General features: G+C 62.7%; 23 protein-coding genes. 12 read left to right on the forward strand and 11 right to left on the reverse strand.

Annotated features, from left to right (window positions below; all coding sequences use genetic code 11):
• Positions 1-35: 35 nt before the first annotated feature.
• From KBY49_RS08220 to KBY49_RS08230, 3 genes are all read left to right on the forward strand, one after another.
• Positions 36-1,379: a PP2C family protein-serine/threonine phosphatase gene (locus KBY49_RS08220; protein WP_254934635.1), complete on the forward strand. Its 1,344-nt coding sequence runs from the start codon at positions 36-38 to the stop codon at positions 1,377-1,379.
• A 44-nt stretch (positions 1,380-1,423) separates the two neighbouring features.
• Positions 1,424-2,836 carry an argininosuccinate lyase gene (argH, locus tag KBY49_RS08225; RefSeq protein ID WP_254934310.1) on the forward strand — a complete coding sequence of 471 codons (1,413 nt, stop codon included), beginning with the start codon at positions 1,424-1,426 and terminating at the stop codon, positions 2,834-2,836.
• A gap of 90 nt (positions 2,837-2,926) precedes the next feature.
• Positions 2,927-3,430, forward strand: a complete 504-nt coding sequence (locus KBY49_RS08230) for an RNA-binding protein (protein ID WP_254934311.1) — start codon at positions 2,927-2,929, stop codon at positions 3,428-3,430.
• A 21-nt stretch (positions 3,431-3,451) separates the two neighbouring features.
• Here the strand turns inward: KBY49_RS08230 and dusA are convergent, their stop codons facing one another.
• Complete coding sequence (dusA, locus tag KBY49_RS08235) at positions 3,452-4,477, reverse strand: tRNA dihydrouridine(20/20a) synthase DusA (protein ID WP_254934312.1); 1,026 nt, start codon at positions 4,475-4,477, stop codon at positions 3,452-3,454.
• A 6-nt stretch (positions 4,478-4,483) separates the two neighbouring features.
• Here dusA and KBY49_RS08240 point away from each other — a divergent pair, with 6 nt between their 5' ends.
• Complete coding sequence (locus KBY49_RS08240; protein ID WP_254934313.1) at positions 4,484-5,794, forward strand: NAD(P)/FAD-dependent oxidoreductase; 1,311 nt, start codon at positions 4,484-4,486, stop codon at positions 5,792-5,794.
• Here the strand turns inward: KBY49_RS08240 and KBY49_RS08245 are convergent.
• From KBY49_RS08245 to KBY49_RS08255, 3 genes are read right to left on the reverse strand one after another with little or no spacing between them, the layout of a single operon-like run.
• Positions 5,782-7,032 (reverse strand): type II secretion system F family protein, encoded by a 1,251-nt coding sequence (locus KBY49_RS08245; protein ID WP_254934314.1) that lies wholly within the window; start codon positions 7,030-7,032, stop codon positions 5,782-5,784. The two genes, KBY49_RS08240 and KBY49_RS08245, sit on opposite strands and share 13 nt — an antisense overlap.
• A 3-nt stretch (positions 7,033-7,035) precedes the next feature.
• Complete coding sequence (locus tag KBY49_RS08250; protein ID WP_254934315.1) at positions 7,036-8,112, reverse strand: type IV pilus twitching motility protein PilT; 1,077 nt, start codon at positions 8,110-8,112, stop codon at positions 7,036-7,038.
• Positions 8,113-8,133: 21 nt separating this feature from the next.
• Entirely contained in the window at positions 8,134-9,936 is a 1,803-nt protein-coding gene (locus KBY49_RS08255; protein WP_254934316.1) for a GspE/PulE family protein, read from the reverse strand.
• A gap of 106 nt (positions 9,937-10,042) precedes the next feature.
• On the opposite strand from KBY49_RS08255, the gene grpE reads away from it, so the two are divergent.
• From grpE to rsgA, 4 genes are read left to right on the forward strand one after another with little or no spacing between them, the layout of a single operon-like run.
• Positions 10,043-10,729 (forward strand): nucleotide exchange factor GrpE, encoded by a 687-nt coding sequence (grpE, locus tag KBY49_RS08260; protein ID WP_254934317.1) that lies wholly within the window; start codon positions 10,043-10,045, stop codon positions 10,727-10,729.
• Entirely contained in the window at positions 10,729-11,850 is a 1,122-nt protein-coding gene (gene dnaJ, locus KBY49_RS08265; RefSeq protein ID WP_254934318.1) for a molecular chaperone DnaJ, read from the forward strand. The genes grpE and dnaJ overlap by 1 nt, the downstream gene beginning before the upstream one ends.
• Before the next feature lie 50 nt (positions 11,851-11,900).
• Positions 11,901-12,095: a sulfurtransferase TusA family protein gene (locus tag KBY49_RS08270; protein ID WP_254934319.1), complete on the forward strand. Its 195-nt coding sequence runs from the start codon at positions 11,901-11,903 to the stop codon at positions 12,093-12,095.
• Positions 12,085-13,107, forward strand: a complete 1,023-nt coding sequence (gene rsgA, locus KBY49_RS08275) for a ribosome small subunit-dependent GTPase A (protein WP_254934320.1) — start codon at positions 12,085-12,087, stop codon at positions 13,105-13,107. Before KBY49_RS08270 ends, rsgA begins: the two co-directional genes overlap by 11 nt.
• Here the strand turns inward: rsgA and KBY49_RS08280 are convergent.
• Genes KBY49_RS08280 through murC form a run of 3 tightly spaced genes read right to left on the reverse strand, consistent with a single transcriptional unit; the run spans position 13,104 to position 15,828 of the window.
• Positions 13,104-13,445, reverse strand: a complete 342-nt coding sequence (locus KBY49_RS08280; protein ID WP_254934321.1) for a YbaB/EbfC family nucleoid-associated protein — start codon at positions 13,443-13,445, stop codon at positions 13,104-13,106. The two genes, rsgA and KBY49_RS08280, sit on opposite strands and share 4 nt — an antisense overlap.
• Before the next feature lie 24 nt (positions 13,446-13,469).
• On the reverse strand, positions 13,470-14,372 hold the full coding sequence (gene murB / locus KBY49_RS08285) for a UDP-N-acetylmuramate dehydrogenase (protein WP_254934322.1): 903 nt from the start codon (positions 14,370-14,372) through the stop codon (positions 13,470-13,472).
• A gap of 4 nt (positions 14,373-14,376) precedes the next feature.
• A complete protein-coding gene (gene murC, locus KBY49_RS08290; protein WP_254934636.1) occupies positions 14,377-15,828 on the reverse strand; it encodes a UDP-N-acetylmuramate--L-alanine ligase in 1,452 nt (483 codons plus the stop codon).
• Between the two features lie 189 nt (positions 15,829-16,017).
• Here murC and gap point away from each other — a divergent pair, with 189 nt between their 5' ends.
• Positions 16,018-17,040 carry a type I glyceraldehyde-3-phosphate dehydrogenase gene (gap, locus tag KBY49_RS08295; RefSeq protein ID WP_254934323.1) on the forward strand — a complete coding sequence of 341 codons (1,023 nt, stop codon included), beginning with the start codon at positions 16,018-16,020 and terminating at the stop codon, positions 17,038-17,040.
• A 60-nt stretch (positions 17,041-17,100) separates the two neighbouring features.
• Here the strand turns inward: gap and KBY49_RS08300 are convergent, their stop codons facing one another.
• Positions 17,101-18,141, reverse strand: coding sequence for a peptidylprolyl isomerase (locus tag KBY49_RS08300; protein ID WP_254934324.1), 1,041 nt, complete (start codon positions 18,139-18,141; stop codon positions 17,101-17,103).
• A gap of 146 nt (positions 18,142-18,287) precedes the next feature.
• Between KBY49_RS08300 and efp the strand changes: the two genes are divergently transcribed.
• Positions 18,288-18,848 (forward strand): elongation factor P, encoded by a 561-nt coding sequence (efp, locus tag KBY49_RS08305; RefSeq protein WP_254934325.1) that lies wholly within the window; start codon positions 18,288-18,290, stop codon positions 18,846-18,848.
• Between the two features lie 5 nt (positions 18,849-18,853).
• Positions 18,854-19,339 carry an acetyl-CoA carboxylase biotin carboxyl carrier protein gene (accB, locus tag KBY49_RS08310; protein WP_254934326.1) on the forward strand — a complete coding sequence of 162 codons (486 nt, stop codon included), beginning with the start codon at positions 18,854-18,856 and terminating at the stop codon, positions 19,337-19,339.
• Here accB and pdxA read toward each other — a convergent pair.
• Positions 19,326-20,354: a 4-hydroxythreonine-4-phosphate dehydrogenase PdxA gene (gene pdxA, locus KBY49_RS08315; protein WP_254934327.1), complete on the reverse strand. Its 1,029-nt coding sequence runs from the start codon at positions 20,352-20,354 to the stop codon at positions 19,326-19,328. The genes accB and pdxA overlap by 14 nt on opposite strands.
• A 108-nt stretch (positions 20,355-20,462) precedes the next feature.
• Positions 20,463-21,413 (reverse strand): SDR family oxidoreductase, encoded by a 951-nt coding sequence (locus KBY49_RS08320; RefSeq protein ID WP_254934328.1) that lies wholly within the window; start codon positions 21,411-21,413, stop codon positions 20,463-20,465.
• A 32-nt stretch (positions 21,414-21,445) separates the two neighbouring features.
• Here KBY49_RS08320 and KBY49_RS08325 point away from each other — a divergent pair, with 32 nt between their 5' ends.
• Positions 21,446-21,661 carry a serine protease inhibitor gene (locus tag KBY49_RS08325; RefSeq protein ID WP_254934329.1) on the forward strand — a complete coding sequence of 72 codons (216 nt, stop codon included), beginning with the start codon at positions 21,446-21,448 and terminating at the stop codon, positions 21,659-21,661.
• Here KBY49_RS08325 and KBY49_RS08330 read toward each other — a convergent pair.
• Entirely contained in the window at positions 21,607-22,047 is a 441-nt protein-coding gene (locus KBY49_RS08330) for an HNH endonuclease (protein ID WP_254934330.1), read from the reverse strand. The genes KBY49_RS08325 and KBY49_RS08330 overlap by 55 nt on opposite strands.
• Between the last annotated feature and the right edge of the window lie 27 nt (positions 22,048-22,074).

Below are 22,074 nucleotides of genomic sequence, written 5' to 3' on the forward strand. Positions count from 1 at the left end.
TCTTTCGGGTCTCTTGAGGCCGTTTGGTGAGCACCATGCCGCCCAATGGCTCCGTTTTCTCGGCTTCGGCGTCTTTAAGCCAGTTGCTCGACAGCCTCAGCCAGGAGCAACGCCACAACCAGGAGCTGCTGGCCTCCCTGGCATTTGCCCTGCGCAGTTTCACCAACCTCAGCCGCTTTCTCGAGTTGGTGCCCCTGCTCACCAGCCGGCTGGTGAATGCCGAGGGTGCGATTTTGCTGGTCTTCCATGACGACGGACGCCTCTGGCACGACCAGCTACAGGCCACCCCAGCTGATCGTTGCGCCGAGCTGTTGCGCCAGCTTGCCGCCTTACCTGATGCTGATTTAGCTGCCTGCAGCGATCACCAATCGCTGGTGGCCCTGCTCGATGGATTGGTGGGGCGACTTTTGGGGGAGGTCGAGGTGGTCGCCACTTCCGTGGTGGCCCGCAACCGCCAGCGCGGACGTTTGTACGTTTTTGGCAACTCCCACGGTTTGCCCTGGAGTGGGATTCATCGCCGCCATCTCCAGTTGGTCGCCGATCTCACCGGGGTGGCCTTGGAAAGTGAGAGCCTCCTGCAGGCGAAGCAGCGCCACGAGCGGCTAGATCGCCAAATGAGCATTGGCGCAGAGATTCAAGCCCAGCTCCTGCCGGACCGTTGCCCGGTGATTGAGGGGGTTGATCTAGCTGCCCGATGTCGCTCGGCCTTTGCCGTTGGCGGCGACTATTACGACTTCATTCCCACTAGGCCCCAGCTGACGGGGCGCCGGCGGCAGGCCAGCCGCTGGGCCCTTGTGATGGGGGATGTGATGGGTAAGGGGGTGCCCGCTGGTCTGTTGATGACCCTGTTGCGCGGCATGTTGCGGGCAGAGGTTTTAAGCGGCCATCGCCCGGATCGGATTCTCCACGATCTCAACCAGCTGGCCCAGGAGGACCTGGACCATTCCCACCGCTTTGTGACCCTCTTCTATTCCGATTTCGATCCCCGCACCCGTCTGCTGCGCTATGCGAATGCGGCCCACAACCCCCCCCTGCTCTGGCGCCAAGCCCGCCGGCGGATCGAGCGCCTCGATGCACCGGGGTTATTAATTGGTCTCCAGCTGGATGTGAATTACGGATTAGGGCAGATCGTGCTGGAGCCAGGCGATGTGCTGCTCTATTACACCGATGGGGTTACGGAGGCCACGGGCTTAAACGGCGAACGCTTTGCTGAGCAACGCCTGCTAGCCCATCTCCAGACTGTCTGCGCATCGGGTCTGGGGGCCCAGGGCATCCTCGATGAGGTCTTTGCCCGCCTCGATCGCTTTGTGGGGGTAGATCACCAGCTCGAAGATGACGCCTCGATGGTGGTGCTGAAGGTGGAAGGGGGCATCCCTTGACCTTCCTGCCAAGCTGAGGGCTCGCTTCCAGCCAGCAGCGCCCAATGGCCGCCGAGCCCAATTCCGCTTCTTCGATTCCGGCCAGCACCTGGAGTGATCGCTTTGAGGAGGGCCTCAACCCCGCCATTGAGCGTTTTAACGCTTCGATCGGCTTCGACATTGCCCTGCTCCAGCAGGACATCGATGGATCCGTGGCCCATGCCCGCATGTTGGGCTCCTGTGGGGTGATTTCCGAGCAGGAGGCTTCCCAGTTGATTGGGGGCCTGGAGACGGTGCGCTCCGAGGCGGCGGCCGGCCAGTTCAACCCTGGCCTGGAGGCGGAAGACGTGCACTTTGCCGTTGAGCACCGCCTCATTGAATTGCTCGGACCCCTGGGCAAAAAACTGCATACCGGTCGCTCCCGCAACGACCAGGTGGGCACCGATGTGCGGCTCTGGTTGCGCGGCCAGATCGATGCCATCGATGCTGCCCTGATTCGCTACGAAAGGGCCCTCTTGAGCCAGGCGGAAACCCACCGCAGCACCTTGATCCCTGGCTACACCCACCTGCAGCGGGCCCAGCCTGTCTGCCTGGCCCACCATCTGCTGGCCTACATCGAGATGGCCGAGCGGGATCGCTGTCGTCTGGCCGATGTGCGCGGCAGGGTCAATATCTGTCCCCTGGGGGCGGCGGCCCTGGCCGGAACGCCCGTGCCGATTGATCGCAGGCAAACGGCCAGCGAATTGGGCTTCGCCGAGATCTATGCCAACAGCCTGGATGCCGTAAGCGATCGTGATTTCGCCGTGGAATTCATGGCGGCGGCGAGTTTGGTGTTGGTGCACCTCAGCCGCCTAAGTGAGGAGGTGATTCTCTGGGCCAGTGAGGAATTTGGCTTTATCGGCCTGACCGACCGCTGTGCCACCGGCAGCAGCCTGATGCCCCAGAAAAAGAACCCAGATGTGCCCGAATTGGTGCGCGGCAAGAGCGGCCGGGTGTTTGGTCATCTGGTGGGCCTGCTCACCATGATTAAGGGCCTACCCCTTGCCTACAACAAGGATTTCCAGGAAGACAAGGAGGCCCTTTTCGACGGCGTGCGCACCTGCCTGGATTGCCTAGAAGCGATGGCAATTTTGTTTGAGGAGGGCCTCGAGTTTCGCCCCCAACGCCTGGAGGCAGCAGTGGCTGCCGACTTCTCCAATGCCACTGATGTGGCCGATTATTTGGTGGCCAAGGGGGTGCCCTTTCGGGAGGCCTACCAACTGGTGGGTGGCCTGGTGAAAAGTTCCTTGGCGGAGGGGCTCCTGCTCAAGGACCTTCGCCTCGATCGCTGGAAAGAGCTTCATCCCTCCTTTGAAGCCGACATTTATGCGGCCATTGCCCCCCGCCAGGTTGTGGCGGCCCGCCGCAGTGAGGGTGGTACTGGCTTCGAGCAGGTGGATCAACAGCTGCAACGAATGCGCAGCCGCTTGGCTTGCTAGGCCCGGCCAGATGTAATTAGGCGATTTAGGCTTGCTTGGTTAGAGGCCCTTGGGCCCACATTTCAGCGGCCCCGGGGCCGACCTTGGTTCGTGAGCATTTTTGTTGGCAATCTCCCCTTCCGCGCAGAGCAGGAAGACGTGGCTGAGTTGTTTGCACCTTTTGGTGAAGTTGCGAATTGCGCCCTGCCCCTGGAGCGCGATACCGGGCGCAAGCGCGGTTTTGCCTTTGTGGAAATGGTCGATGACGCCGCCGAACTGAAGGCAATTGATGCCCTTCAGGGTGTGGAATTGATGGGTCGCCCCCTGCGGATCAACAAGGCGGAACCCCGCAGTGCTGGCGGTGGCGGCGGTGGGGCCCCCCGCCGCAACGAGGGCGGCTATGGCGGGGGCAGCTACTCAGGAGCTGGTGGGGGTGGGGGCTATGGCGCTGGTCGTGGCGCCTATGGCGGCGGTGCTGAGCGTGGATCAGCCCCTGAACGGGGATCGGGCGCCAAGGGATGGGAGGACCGCAGCTATGGCAGTGGAGCGCCTGCTGGAGACAGCTTTGATGCGGGCCGCACCCGTCGCCGCCGTAGCGGCAGCAGCGAGGCCTGACGGCTAGCCCAGGGTTTGGGCCTAGTAACCCCGCTCTTCCAGGGCCCGGGCAGCCTGGTCCAGCACCTCCGTGCCGGCGTCTTTTTGGCCAGCGGCCACACCGAGCTGGTGTCGCCAGGCCCGGGCGCCGTTTACCCCTTCCACCACATGAACCAAATGGCGGGCGATGGACCAAAGCCGATTGCCCCGCTGGAGCCAACCCTCGGCATAGGGAATCAGACCCCGCACCACTGTTGAGGCTTTGATCGGCGCAGCTTGGCTGTCGCCAAAAATGTCCCGGTCGACCCCAGCCCAGCGCAGGGGGTGGTCGTACACGGCCCTGCCCACCATCGCCCCATCCACCAGGGTCAGTTGTTCCTGGCAGGCAGCCAGGGTCTGGAGCCCCCCGTTGATTTCGATCCTGAGGTCAGGCCGATCGATCTTTAGTTGGTGCACCAACTCGTAGCGCAGGGGAGGGATCGTGCGGTTTTGCTTGGGATCGAGGCCCTCCAGCCAGGCCTTGCGGGCGTGCACGCTGAAGCGGCTTGCTCCGGCGGCGGCCACCGTGTCAACAAATTGCAGCAACTCCCCATAGGAATCGCGCTCGTCGATGCCGATGCGGTGTTTCACCGTTACGGGCAGGGCACTGGCGGCGGCCATGGCGGCAATGCAGCGGGCCACCTGGTCGGGTTCGGCCATCAGGCAGGCCCCAAACCTGCCTTTCTGCACCTTTTCGCTGGGGCAGCCCACGTTGAGATTGACCTCGTCGTAGCCCCAATCGGCCGCCAGGGCTGCAGCCTCCGCCAGCAGGACCGGATCGTCACCGCCCACCTGGAGGGCCAGCGGGTGTTCGCTTGGATCAAAGCCGATCAGGCGCTCCAGGCGGCCACCGGGCTGGCTGGCCTCCGGCAGTTTGCGGGCATGGTGCAGGGCCTGGGCCACCACCATTTCGGTGTAGAGCAGGCTGCGCTTGGTTATTTGGCGCATCGACACCCGGAAGTGCCGATCCGTGTAGTCCATCATTGGAGCCACACTGAAGCGATAGCTACTCCCGTCGACGTGCTCCATTCCCCCATGCTGCCCACCCGTGCCGCCGTGGTGGTGGCCGGCGGCGGGGCGGCGGGATTTATGGCCGCAATTGCCGCGGCCGAAGCCGGAGCTAGGGATGTCCATCTGCTGGAGGCGACCCCCGAACCCCTGGCCAAGGTGCGAATCAGTGGCGGTGGCCGCTGCAACGTCACCCATGCCTGTTGGGATCCCAGGGTTTTGGTAGGCCATTACCCCCGGGGATCCCAGGCCCTACGCGGCCCCTTTAGCCGTTTTGCCACGGGCGATGCCGTCGCCTGGTTTGACGACCACGGCCTGGAGCTGGTTGAGGAAGGCGATGGGCGGATGTTTCCCCGCTCCAATCGCTCGGAATCGGTAATTAAGACCCTGCGCCGGGCGGCCCAGTTGGCCGGGGTAGAGCTCCACCTCGGCACCGCCCTTCAAACGGCAGTGCCAATTGGCGCTCCTGGGGAGGGCTTTGAGCTGAAGCTGCGCTGTCCGGGGCCCGATGGTTCCCGCAGTGCGGCCATGCAGGCCGGTCAGCTTGTCTTGGCCACGGGTAGTCACCCAAGCGGCAGGCAGTTGGCCGCTGGCCTGGGCCACACCCTGGTGGCGCCCGTGCCCTCGCTGTTCACCCTGGCCCTCGCCGCTGACCCCCTGCGGCAGCTGGCGGGGGTGGCGATGGATCCGGTGGCAATGGAGCTGGAACTTTCCGCCGACTTGGCAACCGGCGATAGGGCAGTTGGCACAAAACGTTTTTGCCAACAGGGTCCGGTGCTGATTACCCACTGGGGCCTAAGTGGGCCGGCAACCCTGCGGCTGACGGCCTTTGCCGCCCGCGCCTTGAAGCAGGTGGGCTATCGCGCCGTCTTGAAGCTGGATTGGAGCGGCGGCCGCTCCCAGGCCCAGCTGGAGGGTTGGTTTGCCGAGGCCCGCAGCCACCAGGCCAAGCGCCAATTGACTAATTGGCGTCCCTGGCCCGAGCTGAGTCGCCGCCTTTGGGGGCATCTTTTGGTTCAGGTGGGGGCCGATCCAGAGCGGCGCTGGGCCGATCTCTCCAAGGTCCATCAGATCGGCCTGATTCAGGCCCTGCGGGCCAGCCGCTACGAAGTTACCGGCAGGGGACCCTTTGGCGAGGAGTTTGTAACCGCCGGTGGCGTGCCCTTGGCGGAATTGAGCTTGGCCACGATGGAAAGTCGGATTAGCAGCGGGCTTTATCTGGCCGGTGAGCTACTCGATGTCGATGGAATCACCGGTGGGTTCAACTTCCAACACTGCTGGAGTTCCGGTTGGCTGGTGGGGCAGGCGATTGCCGCTCGCCAGGGCTACTTGATCTGATCAAAGATCGAAAACATTGGCAAATACATCGCCAGCAGGATCGATCCCACAATCCCGCCCACAACCACGATCATCGCCGGTTCGAGCATGGCCGTGATCGCTTTTACGGCAGCCCCCACCTCGTCTTCGTAGAAGTCGGCCACCTTTGAGAGCATGGTGTCCATGCCACCGGTTTCTTCGCCAATGGCAAGCATGCTCAGGGCCATCTCTGGAAATACCTTTTTGCGCGATAGGGCCAGGCTGAGGGGCATTCCCTCCTGCACTTCGTTGCGGGAGGCTGTGATCGCATCGGCAATCAGGATGTTGCCAGCTATTTCGCGCACTATTTCTAGGGAATAGAGGATCGGAACACCTGCCCGGGTTAGGGAGCTGAAGGCTCTGCAGAACTGGGCTGTGGCTGTTTTTTGCAGCAGATCTCCAAATAGGGGCAGTTTCAGTAGCCAGCCATCTATGCGGCGCCGGCCATGGGCGCTGGCGTAATAGCGGCTAAATAGCCAACCCCCCAGCAATAGGGCGGCAGCCGCAAAGAGGGAAAAGATCGAGCGCAGCAGCTGGCTTAGGGTCACCATTAGTTGGGTGAATGGGGGCAGCTGGGCTCCTAAATCTTCGAAGATTCCTGAAAAGGTGGGGATTAAAAATATTGTCATACCTAGGAAAACTAAAACTGCAATTAAAAGCACCGCCATTGGATAGCCCAATGCCCCCTTGATTTGATTTTGCAATTTGGCGTTGTCTTCCAGCAGTTTGGCCAGGCGCTTTAGGGATTCATCCATTACCCCGCCGGCCTCGCCCGCTTCCACCATGGCAACCGTGAGCCGGTCAAATACCTGGGGCCATGCCCGCATCGCGGCTCCCAAGCTGCTGCCTTCGTTCACCTCACGGCAAAGGCTCACCAGGGACCGCTTGAACAGGGGCATTTTTTGCTGGGCTGCCAGCAAATCCAGGCTGCGCACGATGGGCACACCGGCATCCACCATGGCGGCCAATTTGTTGGCAAAGAGGGCCTTCTCCCTGATCCCAGGCCTGGCCTCAAGCAGTCTTTCAAGCTGCATAAAGCCGCCTGAGCTCCCTGAAATGTCAGGGCCTGGAGGTTGGGAGGCAGTTAGGAGCTCCAGTTGGCTGGCCCGGATTCCCCGCCGCCTCAGTTGCCTTTTGGCATCAAACCAATCAACCGCCTCAACCCGCAGTTGGCGGGGTTCGCCGTTTTTGCCGACGTAGGTACTTACAAAGCGCGCCACGGCCTAGGGGCGCTCCAGCAGCCTTTGTAGTTCCTCCGGTTTGCCGGTTTTGTTGAGGGCTTCCTCCAGGTTTACCGTGCCCGCCTGCACCAGGTTTGCCAGCGCCTTTTCCAGGGTTTGCATCGCAAATTGCCCTCCCGTTTGGATCTGGGAGTAGAGCTGGGCCGTTTTGCCCTCGCGAATCAGGTTGGCGATGGCGGGGGTGTTGACCATGATTTCCTGGGCCATCACCCTGCCCTGTTGCTCCGGCCCGGCCTGACTTCGCCGGCAAAGGGTTTGGCAGAACACCGCCACCAGGCTGTTGCTGAGTTGCACCCGAATTTGGGTCTGTTGGCTGGCGGGGAAGACATCCACCATCCGATCAACGGTTTGGGCGGCTGAGCTGGTGTGCAAGGTGCCGAGTACTAAATGGCCGGTTTCGGCAGCGCTGATGGCCAATTGGATGGTTTCCAGATCCCTCAGTTCTCCCACCAGGATTACGTCGGGGTCTTCCCGTAGGGCAGAGCGCAGGGCATTGGCAAAGCTGCGGGTGTCTTCGTTTACCTCCCTTTGGTGAATCAGGCTGCGGGCACTGGTGTAGGTGAACTCAATCGGATCTTCGATCGTCAGGATGTGTTCCACCCGGCTTTGATTGATGTGCTCAACCAGGGCCGCCAGGGTTGTGGTTTTGCCGGAGCCAGTGGGCCCTGTTACCAGCAGTAAACCCTTGGGTTTACGGGCCATGGCTTCGATCACCGGGGGCAGGCCCAGGGCTTCCAGGCTGGGAATCTGCTGACCCAGCGCCCTCAGGCAGGCGGCGTAACCGCCCCGTTGGCGATATACGTTCACCCGGAAGCGCGAGACCCCCTGCAGTTCGTAGGAGCAGTCCAACTCCCAAGTTTGCTCCAGTTGTTTGCGCTGGGTGTTGTTAAGCAGCGCCAAGACCAGCCTGTTGCAGCTCTCCCCATCAAGGGCTTCTGCTGCCATGGCTTTGAGTTGGCCGTTGAAGCGTCCGTAGGGGGGTTGGCCCGCGCCCAGGTGCAGGTCGCTTCCGCCCGCCTGCACCAGCCTGGTCATTAGGTCTTCGAGATAAGGCTCCATGGCCCCTAGCTCCGCCGCAACTCAGTTCCTTGCGGTCAGACAGTAAGGACATTCCAGCCATTCGTCCCGCAGTCCCGCCCCGCAGCTGCCGCAACTCAAGGCGGCCAGGGAGCGGGCTCGACGCTCCGATTCCAGGCCCGCATCGGTCAGCAACATCCGCTCCACCTCCTCCAGGGTGGTGTGGCCCTGGCGCACCAGGTCGAGGCCGTAGCCCAGCAGGGTTTTCATGCCGCTTTCCAGGGCCAGGCGCCGCAACGCATCGGTGCTGGAGCGTTTGGCCACGGCCGCGGCGATGGTTTCATTCATCCGCAGGATCTCGTAGACACCAATCCGTCCCCTATAGCCATTGCCCAGGCAGTGGGGGCAGCTATCTGCCGTGGGGTTGCCCTGCTGAGCCCTGGCGGAGTGCTGAGCCCTGGCGGAGGTCTGGGCCCTGTAAAAACTGACCGCTGTTTCATGGCTGGCCAGTAGGCCAAAGCGCCCCAGTTCCTCACTGCTGGGCTGGTAGGGGATTCGGCAATGGCGGCATACCCGTCTCAATAAACGCTGCGACACGATCCCCAATAGGGATGCGCTCACCATGAACGGCTCCACCCCCATCTCATCCAGGCGGGCGATGGCGCTGGCGGCGTCGTTGCAGTGCAGGGTGGTAAGCACCAGGTGACCGGTCAGGGCAGCCTCCAGGGCCGTTTTGGCAGTTTCGGTATCCCGGGTTTCCCCCACCAGCAGCACGTCTGGGTCCTGGCGCATGAAGGCCCGTAGGGCGGTGCTGAAGTCGAAGCCCTTTTCGCGATTCACCTGGGTCTGGGTGATGCCCTGCAGGCAGTATTCGATCGGGTCTTCCACCGTCGAAATGTTGATGCCCGGCCCATTGCGCTCCGAGAGCAGGGCGTAGAGGGTGGTGGATTTCCCTGAGCCGGTGGGGCCTGTCACCAGGATCATGCCGAAGGGCTTGGAGCCCAGGGCCCGCAGGGCCTGGCGGGCATCGGGATCCGTGATCAGGCTGTCGAGCCCAAGCTGGGTGGCACCGCTATCTAGGAGCCTTAGACACACCTTTTCGCCGTGGCGACTGGGCAGGGTGCTCACCCGGAAATCCATGGTTCGGCCGCGGTAATTGCGTCGAATCCGGCCGTCTTGGGGTAGGCGCCGCTCGGCGATATCCAGGTCGGCCATGATTTTCAGCCTGGAGGTGATGGCGGGCACCAGGTGTTTGGGCAGGTCATCCAGTTGCTTCTGGAGAACCCCATCGAGGCGAAAGCGGATTGCCAGCCCCGTCTCCTGGGGCTCCACATGGATATCGCTGGCCCCACTCTCGAGGGCCTCGATCATGATGCGATCCACCAGGCTCACCACTGGTGAACCGTTGTTGGCGGCTGAAGTTTCGAGATCCTCCGGATTACCCCCCTCCTGGAGGGCCCTGTCGGTTGCGGGCAGGGTGAGGCCCTCGGTGAGCGATCGGGTGCGGACCATCGGCGCAGGGGTTACTTGTTGCTCCAGGGCCCTGTTGATGTCCGCCGCCAAAGCGAGTTGGAATTGGGTTTCTTCTGCTGGCCGGCCCAGCTGGTGGAGGAGTTGCTGGCGCTGCTCGGGGCCCCAGTTGCAGGGAATGGCCACCCTCAGGATCTGGCCCTCCTGCTGCAGGGGCATGGCCCCCCAGCTCCGCCAAATCTCCAAACTGGCGCCTGCTCCCCCCAGGAGGGTTGCATCGGCCTGGCCCAGTTCCCCTGGGGTCAACACCGGTTTTTGCAGCAGCAGTTCCGCCTCCAGGCGCTGTTGCTCGAGGATGCGGGCTTCGGGTATGGGAAGGCCGGAGGGAAAAATCATCGGAACAAAAGGTGCGGGCTTCCGCCGCTTGTGGGAGGTGCCCATCTGCCTCCAACATGTCTAGATCTGATTTGTGCCCCCGTCAGCCATGAGCGGCGACTCCTCCATGAGCGGTGAGAGCAATTTCGAGGGCAGCCCCCAGGGCGCGCCAGAACAGGCTTTAGAGGGTGAAACCACCCCCCTTGCAGGCGAACAACCTGCTGCTGTTGACCCTGAACAACCAGGGGAAGAGCCAATTACTTCCCAGGAAACTGGCGAGAGCCCGGTCAATCTGGAGGCCGAGCTAGCCAGCCTTAGGGAGCAGAACGAAGCGCTCAACGGCCAGTACATGCGCCTGGCGGCTGATTTCGACAACTTCCGCAAGCGTCAGAGCCGGGATAGCGAGGACCAGCGCCTGCAGATCACCTGCACCACCCTCAGCGAAATCCTGCCGGTCGTCGACAACTTCGACCGGGCCCGCCAGCAGCTCAATCCCCAGCACGAGGAGGCCCAGGCCCTCCATCGCAGCTACCAGGGCCTCTACAAGCAGCTGGTGGATGTTTTTAAACAGCTCGGGGTTTCGCCGATGCGGGTTGAGGGCGAATCCTTTGATCCCAGCCTCCATGAGGCGGTTTTGCGGGAGCCCAGCGAAACCCATCCGGAGGATGTGGTGATCGAGGAATTGCAGCGGGGCTATCACCTAAATGGCCGGGTGCTGCGCCATGCCCTGGTCAAGGTGTCGATGGGTCCTGGGCCGGCAGACGGCCAATCCCCAGCTGCTGGGGCCGGTCCCGTGGACCACCAGGACGGCTGATGGCCGATTACTACGACCTGCTCGGAGTCGCCCGGGATTCCGACCCAGACACCCTCAAGCGGGCCTACCGGCGTCTGGCGCGCCAGTACCACCCCGATGTCAACAAGGACCCCGGTGCGGAAGACAAATTCAAGGAGGTGGGACGCGCCTATGAGGTGCTGAGCGATCCCCAAAGCCGGGCCCGTTATGACCAGTTTGGGGAAGCCGGCCTGGGCGGTGGCGGCGGTGCGCCCGACATGGGCGACATGGGCGGCTTTGCCGACCTGTTTGAAACTTTTTTCAGTGGCTTTGGTGGGGCCCAGCAGGCTGGTGCGGGACAGCGCCGTAGGGGCCCCCGCCAGGGCGATGACCTTCGGCTTGATCTGACGATCAGCTTTCAGGAGGCGGTCTTTGGAATCGAAAAGGAGGTGCAGATCCGCCACCTGGAGACCTGTGGCACCTGCCAGGGAACCGGCGCCAAGGCCGGCAGTGGTCCCACCAGCTGTGGCACCTGTGGGGGCCAGGGCCAGGTGCGTAGGGCCACCCGGACCCCCTTTGGGAACTTCACCCAGGTGGCCCCATGCCCCAGCTGTGAGGGCAGCGGTCAGGTGATTGCCGATCCCTGCGGAGCCTGTGGCGGCCAGGGTCTCCAGCAGGTGCGTAAAAAACTGCGGATCAATATTCCCGCCGGGGTAGATACCGGCACCCGGCTAAGGGTGGCCAATGAGGGCAATGCGGGCCAAAGGGGCGGCCCGGCGGGCGATCTCTATGTGTTTTTGAGCGTGCAATCCCATGGCCAGCTGCGCCGTGATGGGATCAACATCGGCTCGGAGATCAACCTGAATTATCTCCAGGCGATTCTCGGCGACACCATCGAGGTGGAAACCGTGGATGGCCTCGAACAACTGCCGATTCCGGCTGGCACCCAACCCGGTGCCGTACTGACGCTCCAGGGCAAGGGGGTGCCGAAATTGGGCAATCCCGTGGCCCGGGGCAACCACCTCTTTAGCGTCAAGGTGCAGTTGCCCACCAAGCTCAACTCTGAGGAGCGGGAGCTGTTGCAGCAACTGGCAGGTCACCACAGCAACAAGGGCCAAAAGCATCCCCATAAAAGTGGGCTTTTTGGCGGTTTGTTCGGCTAGTGGGGGTAAGCCCTGCTGTAAGGCTGGATTTGCGGGGCACGCCCTGCCCGATGAACTTCATTCGCACCCGCCTGGCCCTCGAAAAAATCCCCGTCGGCGCCCTATTGGAAGTGGATCTCGACCGGGGTGAGCCGGAACAAACGGTGGCTGAAGGTCTCCGCGGCGAAGGCCATGCCCTTAGCGCCCTGCCCCATCCCAGCGATGGCTCCGCCGTGCGTCTGTTGATTACCCGCCATGGCGGCTGAGGGGCTGTCGGGTTTGGTGGTGGCCCTGGTGGCCAATTTTTGTTGGGTGCAATTGGATCAACAGGGCCCAGGCGGGGTGGAACGGCTGCTCTGCACGCGCCGCACCAGGCTGGCCAAGGGGGGGCAAACGGTCTGGGTGGGGGATCGGGTGAGGGTGGAGGGCATCGACTGGGTGCAGGCCCGTGCTGCGGTGTCTGCGGTGGATCCGCGGCGCTCCCTGCTGCAGCGCCCGGCCGTGGCAAATGTGAACCGGGTGGTCGTGGTGGTGGCCATGGCAGAGCCGGCCCTGGATCCCTTTCAGCTCTGTCGCTTTTTGATCACTGCTGAGGCCAGTGGCCAGGAGGTGCTGTTGGTGCTTTCCAAGGCGGATTTAGTGCCCCCCCAGGAGTTGGCTGGCTGGCTGGCACGGATTAGCTCTTGGGGCTATGGGGTCCAAGCGATCTCCACCCATTCAGGTGCGGGCCTGCCGGAGTTGCGGGCGCTGTTGGCAAAGCCTGGAATCAGCGTCTTGAGTGGCCCCTCTGGGGTTGGTAAGAGCAGCCTGCTCAATTGCCTGAAGCCTGATTTGGAGTTGCGGGTCGGGGCAGTTTCTGGACGTCTGCAGCGGGGTCGACACACCACCCGCCACGTGGAACTCTTTGCATTGGCAGCGGGGGCGTTGGTGGCCGATACCCCCGGTTTCAACCGACCCGAATGGCCCTCAGATCCCTCGGCCTTGGCAGCTCTGTTTCCAGAGTTGCGCCAGGGCCTGGCCCTGGGTGAATGCCGCTTCAGTAATTGTTTGCACCAGGGTGATCCCGGCTGCGCGATCGGCACAGATTGGGACCGCTACGGCCTCTACGGCCAGTGCTTGGCTGAGGTGATCGCGGTGTCGGAGCGGCTGGCAGTGGCCACGGTTAGGCCCCAGCCCGGCCTCAGGCAGCGGGGCGGGCGCCTGGAGCTCCGGTTGGATCCCAGCCTGCGGCAGGCCTCCAGGCGGCGCCAGCGCCAGGGTGAACCGGAGGCGGATTAACCGCCCAGGCCAGGCAGGTTCAAATTGAGACCACCGGTGAGCTCTTCCATGCGACCTTTCATCGTGCCGGTCGATTCGGCATAGGCGGCCTTTAGGGCCTCCAGGACGGCGGCCTCGGCCGTCTCCTGGCCCTGCGCCAATAGGGCTGGATCCAGCCGCACCTTGAGGGGTTGCTGGTTGCCCGATAGCCAGACGCTGGCGCGGCCATCGCTGCTTTGGCCCTCCAGCTCCATGGCATCGAGCTCCTCCTGGAGCTTTTGGGCGTTTTGCTGCAGTTCTTGGGCCTTTTTGAAGGCTTCGGTCAGCTGGCCAAAATTGGGTAGTCCGAAGCCAGCCATATGGGGTGGGTTATTGGTTGCAGGCTAATCGCCCAGGCGCCTCACCTCGGTGTGCAGGCGCATGCCATGGGCCAACTGCACCTGGTCCTGAACTTCGGCAATCAGGGCCTCGATATCTGCGGCCGTGGCGCCACCGCTGTTGACGATGAAATTGGCATGCATGGGCGAAATTTGGGCCCCACCCACCTGGCGGCCCTTGAGCCCAAGGGCCTCAATCAATTGCCCCGCCTTGTGGGGTTCGGGGTTGCGAAAAACGCTGCCGCAACTGGGCTGTTGATAGGGCTGGCTGCTGGTGCGGCTGTGCAAATTGGCGCTGGTGCGTTCCGTAATTGCAGCTGGGTCATGGCCGCTTTCAAGTTGAAAGCGGGCCGAAAGCACAATCCATGGTTCCTGTTGCAGAAGGCTCTGCCTGTATCCGAAGGCGAGTTCAGCGGCAAGTAACTCGATTGGTTTTTCTGGTTGAAGGGGATTGAGAAGCGTCACTGAATGCAGCCATTCGGCCGTGCATCCCCCTTGGGCGCCGGCGTTCATCACCACCGCCCCACCAACCGTGCCTGGGATGCCCACGGCCCACTCCAGGCCGCTGAGGCCGGCCCGGGCGGCCTTGCGGGCCAGGGTTGGGATCGGCTCGCCAGCTTCGGCCTCCACCAATCCGCTCGAGCCATCCAGCTGGCTGCCCTGGAGGCGGCGATGGCAAAGGGTGAGGCCCCCCAAGCCCCCATCGGCGATCAGCAGGTTGGAGCCGGCCCCGATGCAATGCAAGGGAAGCTTTTGCAGTTGGGCCCAACGGACCAGGGCCCATAGCTCCGCCCCGGTTGCCGGTTCGCCAAACCATTGCGCCTCACCCCCCACTTTCCAGGTGGTGAAGGCATCCAAGCGGACGGCCCGCTGCAGGCCCAGGGGCGGGTGGTTAGGCAAGGCCGCCAAGGCCCTAGGCCGCCATGGCCACGTTGGTGGCCTGCTCGCTGGGCAACTTGACCTTCAGAAGCCGGTCCCAGAGGTTGTTCACATCGCCTGCCCCCATGGCCAGCACCAGGTCGCCGGCCAGGCTGATCTCGGCCACCAGCTGGGCCAATTCCTTAATGCTGCCGGCAACGTGCACCTGGCTCTTGGGCGCCAACTTCTTAATTGATTGGCCCAGGGCCGCACTGCTGATCCCCGGAATCGGGGCCTCACCGGCGCCATAAAGGGGGGCGATTATCACGAGGTCCGCCTGGCTGAGGGCCTGGGCAAAACCCTCGAGGAATTGGGCGGTGCGGCTGTAGCGGTGGGGCTGGAACACGGCCACCAGCCGCTTCGGATTAATCGGCAGGGTGCTGCGGCCACTGCTGAGCATCAACTGGGCCATTGCCAGGGTGGCGGCCACCTCGCTGGGGTGGTGGGCGTAGTCGTCCACGATTAGGCGGCCGTGCCAATCGCCGCGGAAATCAAAGCGCCTGCCTGGCGGCTTAAGGGCGGCTACGGCCAGCCGCAATTCAGCAAAGGAAACCCCCACCAGGCGGCAGGCCGCCATGGCTGCCGTGGCGTTGCTGAGGTTGTGGCGTCCCGGCAGGGGCAGCTCAAAGGAGCCGACCTTTTCGCCCTTTTCATAGAAGTCGGCACTGGTGCCATCGCCGCGCTCATCGGTGGCGATGGCGGCGAAGCTCACCTGGGCGGGATTTTCGTTTGACCACCAGTGGCGGGCCTTGAAGTGCTCCTTCAGTACCGGGCAATCCCTATTGGCCAGGAGCCCCTTGGAGCGCTTGGCAAAGCGCTGCAGGGTGCTGATCAGGGCCTCCAGGTTTGGGTAGTGGTCGGTGTGATCGAGCTCCACATTGGTAAGGACCCCCCATTCGGGTTGAAATTTCACCAGGGAGCCATCCGATTCATCGGCCTCGGCCACCAAAAGCCGGCCAGCTCCAGAACGCCCATTGCTGCCAAAGGCGGGAACGATCCCGCCAATTACGGCGGTGGGATCGTGGTTGGTGGCCGCCAGCAGGGTGGCGATCAGGGTGCTGGTGGTGGTTTTGCCGTGGCTACCTGCCACCGCAATGGAAGGTTGGGCATTGATCAGCGCGGCCAACACATCCGATCGATGGCAGATGCTCAGGCCCAGGCGCCGGGCTTCCCGCAGTTCGGGGTTCGTTTCCGGTACGGCCGAACTGATTACCACCAGTGGTTGGCGGGAGGTGCCGCTGCGGATTGCGGCCACCGTGGCAGCGCTTTGCTGACGGAAAACCCGCACCCCATTGCGTCGCAGGTTGTCGAGAACTTCGTTGTCGCGGGCATCGGAGCCGCTGACGACAAAGCCCCTGAGGGCAAGGATTTCGGCTATGGCTGACATGCCGATGCCACCAACACCGATGAAGTGGACAGGCTGGTGGCGATCAAGCAACGGGGCCAAGGGCAACTCCAATCCGGGATGGTGGCCAGTCTGAAATTAGGCCGGCGGGGCCCAGAACTCTGCAAAGAGTTGCTGCGCGTTTTGGCATGGTCCTGCCTGATCGCCTCCGCCGCAAGAGGGTTCGGCAAAACTGTTTCTGTATGATCTGCAGCCAAAACCCCTCTTCTCGCGGCTTTGCTGCGGTTTGCCATGACCTTGCGCGTTGCAATTAACGGATTCGGACGAATCGGACGCAACTTCATGCGCTGCTGGCTGAGTAGAGGTGCAGACACAAACATTGAGATTGTTGGTCTCAATGGTTCGGGCGATATGAAAACTAATGCCCACCTGCTCAAGTACGACACCATGCTTGGCCCCCTCCGCAATGCGGAGGTGACCTATACCGAAGACACAATTATTGTCAACGGAAAAGAGATCAAGACCTTCTGCGATCGCAATCCAGCCAACCTGCCCTGGAAGGAGTGGGGCGTGGATTTGGTAATTGAGTCCACCGGTGTTTTCAACGACGATGTTGGTGCCAGCAAGCACTTTGAGGCTGGCGCCAAGAAGGTCATCCTCACGGCCCCCGGTAAAGGCGCAAAGGTTGGAACCTTTGTGGTGGGTGTTAACGCTGACCAGTACCGCCACGAAGATTGGGACATCCTCAGCAACGCCAGCTGCACCACCAACTGCATGGCTCCGGTGGTGAAGGTGCTGGATCAGGAGTTCGGCATCGTCAAGGGCACCATGACGACCACCCACAGCTACACCGGTGACCAGCGTATCCTGGATTCCGCCCACCGCGACCTGCGCCGGGCAAGGGCCGCAGCCGTCAACATTGTGCCCACCAGCACCGGTGCTGCCCAGGCAGTTGCCTTGGTCTATCCGCCGATGAAGGGCAAGTTGAGTGGCATCGCCATGCGCGTTCCGACCCCCAACGTGTCCGTCGTTGACATCGTCCTCGACATCAGCCGCGACACGACCAAAGAAGAGGTAAACGCCCTGCTCAAGGCCTCTTCCGAGGGCTCGATGAAGGGCATCATCAAGTACTGCGATTTGCCCCTGGTATCAAGCGACCACGCCGGCACCGATGAGAGCACCATCATCGACTCCGAACTCACCCTGGTGATGGGCGGCAACATGCTGAAGGTGATCTGCTGGTACGACAACGAGTGGGGCTACAGCCAGCGCGTTGTTGATCTCGCTGAGATAGTTGCCAAACAATGGAAGTGATCTTCCAGGCCGCCCCGAACGGGGCGGTTTTTTTTGTCTATTTGCCTAGTCCCGATGGGGTTAGGCGTGGGGCTGGAGGTTTGATCCACCCTCGACAACCTTGGCTTTGACGATGCCGTCATCGGCCGTGAGCTCTTCGAGCACATCAAAGCCATCCACCACGTAGCCAAAGGCGGCATAGCGCCCATCGATCAGGTTTAGCCCGGCCGGAGTTAGTTCTGGCTCAAACAGAAAGAGGAAGAACTGGGATGAACCATCGGCAAGCCCCTCGTCGGAGTGGGCCCAGCCCAGGGTTCCCTTGGTGGAGAAGGGCAGTTCCGGCGCTGCCTTGAACATGCCCAGGTCTTCGAATGTCTGGTTGTAGAAGGGGGTTTCCTGGCCCGGCACCTTGATTTCTAGTGGCACCTTGCGCTCCAGCTTGGTTTGGGGATCGATAAAGCCCTCTTCGGGGCCCTTGGGGTCCCCCGTTTGCAGGACGTAGAAGTCTTCGGCCCTGATGAAGGGCAGCCCGTCATAGAAACCCCGCTGCACCAGGTCCACAAAGGCGCCAGCAGTCAGGGGGGCGTTGTAGCCGTCCACCACGGCGGTCAGATCGCCTTTGGTGGTGGTGAGTTGCACGGTGGCGCGGCCCAGCAGCCTGGGCAGGTCGTCGTATTCGGCTGGAAGGGTATAGGGGAAGGGACCGACCAACAGGTCTTCGGCTGTGCCAATCGTGGTTAGGGCAGTGCGGCGAGCTTCTAGAAAGCGGTCGCGGTCCTGGGCTTCGGCGGCGGCGGCCAGGGTTTGTAGCTGTCCATTGAGCTGGCCCAGCAGCTCATCAGCTGTGACGTGGTCCTGTTGCTTAAAGCTGGCCAGGATCGGGCCCTGGCGGGTGGTCAGCAGCGCTTGGCTCTTGCGAACGGAGTTTTCTAGGGCTGGCCAGCGCTTGGCCCGTAGATCGTCGCTGGTGCCCTCAATTTTGTGTTGGAGGTTCTGCAGATCTGGGGCATCGATCGGCAGGGCGTTGCGCAGCAGGGCTGCTGGATCGGTTACCGCATTGCCCTGGGGCAGCGCGGCCCAGGCAGGTGGCAGGGCCACCAGTAATCCGAGCAATAGGGACATTGCCCAGGCCCACCAGTTTTGGCCTTTTGCCATGCCCTTTTGTGTCGCTGCCTGGACTTTGGCATAACGAAACCGTCCATTGTTGGGGGCTGGCTGGGGCTGCCCCTGTAGCCAGCCGTACAATCCGCCAGATCCGAACCGCCGGAATGATCTCCAGCAACGACTTTCGTACGGGCACCACGATTGAGCTGGATGGCCAGGTCTGGCGTGTCGTTGAATTTCTGCACGTAAAACCCGGCAAGGGTTCTGCTTTTGTGCGCACCAAGCTCAAGGCGGTGCAAAGCGGCAACGTGGTGGAGAAGACTTTCCGGGCTGGCGAGACCATGCCCCAGGCGGTGCTCGAGAAGGCCACCCTCCAGCACACCTACATGGAGGGTGATGACTACGTCTTTATGGACATGGCTTCCTACGAGGAGACCCGTCTGACCGCCAAACAGATTGGCGATACCCGCAAGTACCTCAATGAGGGCATGGAGGTCAGCGTCATCTACTGGAATGGCAAGCCCTTGGAGGTGGAACTGCCCAATTCCGTGGTGCTGCAGATAACCCAGACCGACCCTGGGGTTAAGGGTGATACGGCCACAGGTGGCACCAAGCCCGCCATTGTGGAGACAGGTGCCCAGGTGATGGTTCCCCTGTTCCTCTCAATCGGCGAGAGGATCAAGATTGATACCCGCACCGATAGCTACCTGGGTAGGGAGAACTGATCGCCATGCAGTTAAGTCACGACCAACTCCGCCAGCTCCTCGACCTGATTGGCGAGAGCGACATCCAGGAACTGAAGCTTGAGGGCGACGATTTCCGCCTCGAGGTGCGCCGCAATCTGCCTGGGGCAGCCCCAGTGGCCATGGTCCAGGCCGCCCCAATGGCTGCTGCGATGCAGATGGCACCAGCTGCTGGGGGACTGCCGGCGACGCCCTCCCCGCCACCCCCGGCCGCTGCCGCTAGCCGCACTGACCTCTTGGAGATCACGGCCCCGATGGTCGCGACCTTCTACCGCTCCTCGGCCCCCGGAGAGGCCCCCTTCATCGAAGTGGGCTCCCGCATCAGCGTGGGTCAAACAATCTGCATCCTTGAGGCGATGAAGCTCATGAATGAGCTCGAAGCCGAAGTGGGTGGAGAGGTGGTGGAAATACTGGTGGAAAATGGCACCCCAGTCGAATTTGGCCAGGTTTTGATGCGGGTCAAGCCCGGCTGAGTTCCCCGGCGGTTTCGATGGCCGCCGCCATGCTCAAGGCCCGGGCGACGCCCATGCCGGCGATCCCAAATCCCGTGCCGTGGTCTGGTGAGGTCCGCAGAAAAGGCAGCCCCAGGGTGGTGTTCACGGCGGCGTCGAAGGCCAGCAGTTTCACCGGGATCAGGCCTTGGTCGTGATACAGGGCCAGATAGCCGTTTGGGCCAGGGGCGGAGCTTCTCCAGGCCTCCGCAGCCCCAAGCCAGCAGGTGTCTGGCGGTAGGGGTCCCTCCAGGCGAACCTCTGGATGGGCCCGTTGCCAGCTGGCCAAGCTGGCTTCCAGCCATTGGCTTTCCTCCAGGCCCAGTTGGCCCCCTTCGCCGGCATGGGGATTTAGCCCCGCTACCAGCAGATGGGGGCGGGCCGTAAAGCGCCGGCAAAACCCGTTCAGCAGATCGAGTTTGGCTTGCACGAGCTCCCCATTCAGCTGGCGGGGCACCTCGGCTAGGGGGATGTGGGTGGTGGCGAGCAGGGTGTTCATGCGCCAGTGGCCGCCGGGGGCTTTGGCGGTGAAGAGCATCGAGGCATGGGCGCAGCCGGCCAATTCGGCCAGGCGCTCGGTTTGGCCTGGATAACGGTGGCCTGCGGCATGCCAGCTGGCCTTACAGATTGGAGCGGTCACCAATGCCTGGCATTGGCCCTTTTGCACTGCCTGGGTGGCGGCGGTGAGCCAGAGAAAGCTGTCATGGCCGCTGCCGGTGCTGCCCTGCCCCGGCTTGACCGGTTCTGTCAGGGGTAGGTCCAGCATCTCCAGCTGGGCCGGATCTACTAGGGGTTCGGGGCTGATTTGCCGCAGCATTTCGTACTGACCTTCAAGCCAGCGGCGGCAGCCCACCAGCAGGGGGGGCTGTTCGCTTGCCGCCCCCTGGGCGAGGGCCTTGAGGGTCACTTCCGCCCCAATGCCGGCGGGATCACCGAGGGCAATGGCCAGGCGCAGTTGCTTGGGGTTGGATGGGGCCTGGCTCAAGCTTGTGCCCATGCTGCGCTGGTTGGTGATCGGCTTGCTGTTGTTTGGCCTGGGAACGGGCCTGCGTCAGGGTTGGATTGTGCTGCGTTGGGGTCGCATGCTCCAAGAATTGGGCTTGCCCTACGTGACTGATCTGGAAGGCTTCTCCGACTGTGCCGCGCCGAGCTCGCCTTTGCCGAACCAGTCGGCGCCCCGTTCTTCTGCCAGGCAGGCCAGATAGCCCTGGCGGTAGCTCGGGTAGCGGAGTTTGTAACCCAGCCTTTGGCAGAGCAGGTGATTGGAGGCGCGCCGGTTTTCGGCCCAAAAGCTGCGGGCCATGGCACTGAGACTGGGGGCAATCTCCCCAAATCTTTCGGCCCTGGGCAAGGGGCAGTTGAGCAGATGGGCCGCGAAGCCCAGGGTTTCGCTGGAGGGGCAGGGATAGTCGTCGCAGACGTTTATCAGCTTTGGCCGTTCGCTTGCCGTTTGCTTCTGGCAATGCAGCAGGGAGCCAACGATGTCGTCGACATGCACCCGGGAGAAAACCTGCTGGGGCTTGTGAATCAGCCTGCTTTCTCCCGCCAACAAGGCTTTGAAGGGGGAGCGGTGGGGGCCGTAGATAGCTGGTAGGCGAAAAATTTGCACAGGCAGGCCTGATTCCAGCCAACTCTCTTCTGCCTGCTGTCTGGCCCTGCTGCGGCCTTGGGCTGCTGCCACCGGCGTGCTTTCGTCCACCCAGGCTCCCCCGCTGTCTCCGTAGACGCCCGTTGTCGATAGGTAGCCCAGCCAGGCCAGGGGTAGGTGGCGCAGTAGCTCGCCAAGGTGCAGCAGGGCAGGATCTTCGCCATTGGCCCTGGGCGGCAGGCTCACCAGCACGTGGGTGGTGCCTGCCAGCTCCTCCAGGGTTGGGATGGCCCCGATTTCCGGGTCAAACACCAGCCAGCTTCCTGGGTAGCTGGGGGCCTTCGCCTGGCGGCTTGTGAGTAAGGCCCCGTTGCCGAGTTGGCGCCAGGCCCGGGCAAACCGCTGGCCGGTGTAGCCCCCGCCAATAACCAGCAACTGGAGAGGGGGGTTGACAGCAGCCCTGGTCATGAGTACATCTGTATTAGTTAGATCTTGTTGGCATGACGGCCTCAGCTTTCACTCCCACCTTTGCCCCGGTTCCTCGCCCTTCAGTTCAGCATCACGCCCGGCGGCAGCGGATCGCTCCGGTGGCTGGACCGGCCCTGCTGGCGGCGGTTTTGTGCCTGGTGGCGGTGGTGGTGGCGCCGGAGCGCCCCAGTGATCAGGCCGCCATCTGCCAGCGCCACAACGGCGTCGATGCCTGCAAGGTTTGGTGATTGGCCACCGGCTGCAGCTGCGGGATTTCCTCAGTGGCGGGGCTGGGATTGGCCCACTGCAACAGGCGCAGGGCTAGTCGCAGGTCCCCATCGGTCCAGGCGCGGATGGCCATGGCCCGCCGGGGGTCATAGAAGCTCTGGCGGCGATACCAGCTGAAGGCATCGGAATCCCCCTTGTGGCCGTTGCAGGCCAGGCAGGCGGGCACACAGTTCTCGGTGACGCTCAGGCCACCCAAGCTCTGGGGGTGCACGTGATCAATCGATTCAGAGCGCTTGCCGCAGTAGATGCAGCTCTGATCGGTGAATTGGTGGAGCGACTGGCGCCATCGTCTGACACGGAGCTTGGGACAGAGATCCTCGAGGAAAACTGCATCCCTGGCCTGCATCAGCGCGACTCGGTTGGCGGCAGTTTG

Source organism: Cyanobium sp. WAJ14-Wanaka, assembly GCF_024345375.1.
Taxonomy (GTDB): Bacteria; Cyanobacteriota; Cyanobacteriia; order PCC-6307; family Cyanobiaceae; genus Cyanobium_A.